The sequence below is a fragment of the Skermanella sp. genome (assembly GCF_059503625.1).
This window is the reverse complement of the sequence record NZ_JCACHA010000294.1, coordinates 1-2,977: the sequence shown is the minus strand read 5'-3', so window position 1 is coordinate 2,977 and position 2,977 is coordinate 1. Positions and strand designations below refer to the sequence as shown.

General features: G+C 67.2%; 3 protein-coding genes. All 3 read left to right on the top strand.

The window, feature by feature from the left end; genetic code table 11:
* A partial coding sequence (locus AC5JJ6_RS06790; RefSeq protein WP_496041306.1) for a (2Fe-2S)-binding protein occupies positions 1-1,399 on the top strand: 1,399 nt, incomplete at its 5' end.
* A 6-nt stretch (positions 1,400-1,405) separates the two neighbouring features.
* Positions 1,406-1,771, top strand: coding sequence for a nitrite reductase small subunit NirD (gene nirD / locus AC5JJ6_RS06785; RefSeq protein ID WP_496041305.1), 366 nt, complete (start codon positions 1,406-1,408; stop codon positions 1,769-1,771).
* Positions 1,768-2,977 (top strand): molybdopterin-dependent oxidoreductase (locus AC5JJ6_RS06780; protein ID WP_496041304.1); only part of this gene is annotated, 1,210 nt, incomplete at its 3' end. The genes nirD and AC5JJ6_RS06780, both read left to right, overlap by 4 nt.

Here is a 2,977-nt window from a genome sequence, read left to right as displayed (position 1 = left end):
GCGCGGCGTCTACAAGCGCATCGTCGTCAAGGAAGACCGGATAGCAGGAGCCGTGCTCTACGGCGACACCAAGGACGGCGCGTGGTACTTCCAGATGCTCCGCGAAGCGGAGAACATCGCTCCGCTCCGCGACACCCTGATCTTCGGCCAGGGCTTCGGGGGTGCCGCATCCGCAAACCCTAAGGCCGCCGTTGCCGCCCTCTCGGACAGCGCCGAGATCTGCGGCTGCAACGGCGTGTGCAAGGGCACCATCACCAAGGCCATCGCCGAAAAGGGCCTGACCACCCTGGACGACGTCCGTGCCCACACCAAGGCGTCGGCGTCCTGCGGGTCCTGCACCGGTCTGGTCGAACAGCTTCTCGAACTGTCGCTGGGCGACGACTATCAGGCAGCAGCCGCCGCCAAGCCGATGTGCAAATGCACGCACCATCCGCATGACGATGTCCGCCGCCTGATCACCGCCGGCCAACTCAAGAGCATCCCCGCCGTGATGCAGGCGCTGGAATGGAAGACGCCGAACGGTTGCCATTCCTGCCGCCCCGCCCTCAACTACTACCTGCTGGCCGCTTGGCCGGACGAGTATAAGGACGACTACCAGTCCCGTTTCGTCAACGAGCGCGTCCACGCCAACATCCAGAAGGACGGCACCTACTCGGTCGTGCCGCGCATGTGGGGCGGCCTGACCTCGTCCAAGGAACTGCGCGCCATCGCCGACGTCGTGGACAAGTTCAACATCCCGACCGTCAAGGTCACCGGCGGCCAGCGCATCGACCTGTTCGGCGTGAAGAAGGAAGACCTGCCGGCGGTCTGGGGCGACCTCAACGCGGCGGGCATGGTTTCCGGCCACGCCTATGCCAAGGGCCTGCGCACGGTGAAGACCTGCGTCGGGTCGGAATGGTGCCGGTTCGGCACCCAGGACTCCACCGGCATGGGCGTCAAGCTGGAACAGATGACCTGGGGCACCTGGACGCCGCACAAGGTCAAGCTGGCCGTCTCCGGCTGCCCGCGCAATTGCGCCGAAGCGACGATCAAGGACTTCGGCGTCGTCGCGGTGGACAGCGGCTGGGAACTCTACGTCGCCGGCAACGGCGGCATGAAGGTCCGCGAATGCGACTTCCTCACCAAGGTCGAGACCGAGGACGAGGTGATGGAATATTGCGGCGCCTTCATCCAGCTCTACCGCGAAGAAGCCCGCTATCTCGACCGCACGGCGCCCTGGGTCGAGCGCGTCGGCCTGGATTACGTCAAGCAGCGGGTCGTGGAAGACCACGAGGGCCGCAAGGCGCTCCACGCCCGCTTCAAATTCTCGCAAGTCTTCTCGCAGGTCGATCCCTGGGACGAACGCGCCTCCAAGGGCGTGGACGCCCATGAATTCGCGCCGCTCGCAAAGGTGGGATAAAACACGATGGACGGCATCACCTCCAACGCTGCGGACACGGTCGATCTCTCCTGGATCGAAGTCGGCCGCGTCTCCGACATTCCCCAGGCCGGCGCCCGCGTGGTCCAGTCGCCGCACGGCGACATCGCCGTCTTCCGGACAGCCGGGGACGAAGTCTTCGCGATCCGCAACCGCTGCCCCCACCTGGGCGGCCCCTTGTCCGAGGGCATCGTCCACGGCGCCCGCGTCACCTGCCCGCTGCACAACTGGGTGATCGATCTGGCGTCGGGCGGGGCGACCGGCCCGGACTCGGGCTGCACCGGCACTTTTCCGGTCCAGGTCGAAGACGGGTCGATCCGGCTCGGCCTCCGCCTGCCCGTGAGCGCCGCATGACCGCCGCCGTCCGCACCACCTGCCCCTATTGCGGCGTCGGCTGCGGCGCGGTCGCTTCACCCGACGGTGCGGGCGGCTGGGCCATTGCGGGCGACAAGGAGCACCCGGCCAATTTCGGCCGGCTCTGCTCCAAGGGCAGCGCCCTGGGCGAAACCCTCGGCTTGGACGGCCGTCTGCTCCACCCCGTCGTTGACGGCCGCCAAGCCTCCTGGGACGAAGCGCTCGCCGCGGTAGCCGGACGCTTCGGCGCCGTGATCGCCGAGCACGGCCCGGATGCGGTGGCCTTCTACGTTTCCGGCCAGTTGCTGACGGAGGATTACTACGTCGCCAACAAGCTGATGAAGGGCTTCATCGGCAGCGCCAACATCGACACCAATTCCCGCCTGTGCATGGCGTCCAGCGTCGCCGGCCACCGCCGCGCCTTCGGCGGCGACGTGGTGCCCGGCAACTACGAGGATCTGGAGCTTGCCGATCTGGTCGTCCTGGTTGGCAGCAACCTCGCATGGTGCCATCCCGTCCTCTACCAACGCTTGGTCCGCGCGAAATCCGAACGCGGCACCCGCATCGTCGTGATCGATCCGCGCCGCACCGCCACCTGCGACGCCGGCGACCTGCATCTGGCGATCCGGCCCGGCAGCGACGTGCTGCTGTTCAACGGGTTGCTGGCCCATCTCGGCCGCGCCGGTGCCATGGACCAGGACTTCATCGCCACTCACACCAACGGTTTCGCGGAAGCCTTCCTGTCCGCCGGCGACGATGCCTGCGACATGGACGCGGTGGCCCAGGGCTGCGGCCTGACGCTGGGCGAGATCCAGGAATTCTACGGACTGTTCTCCGGCACCCCGGCAACCGTCACCGTCTACTCCCAAGGCGTCAACCAGTCGTCGCGCGGCACCGACAAGGTCAACGCCATCGTCAACTGCCACCTTGCCACCGGCAGGATCGGCAAACCCGGCATGGGGCCGTTCTCGATCACCGGCCAGCCCAACGCCATGGGCGGACGCGAGGTCGGCGGCTTGGCCAACCAGCTTGCGGCTCACATGGCATTCACGCCAAGCGACATCGACCGCGTCGGCCGCTTCTGGCAAGCCCCGCACATGGCATCGCGCGAAGGCCTGAAAGCCGTCGATCTGTTCCAGGCGATCGAGTCCGGCAAGATCAAGGCGCTGTGGGTCATGGCGACCAACCCCGCCGTCAGCCTGCCCG

Excerpts from the sequence above, each read along its gene's own strand:
- nirD (WP_496041305.1), top strand. The coding sequence starts at position 1,406 with ATGGACGGCATCACCTCCAACGCTGCGGACACGGTCGATCTCTCCTGG.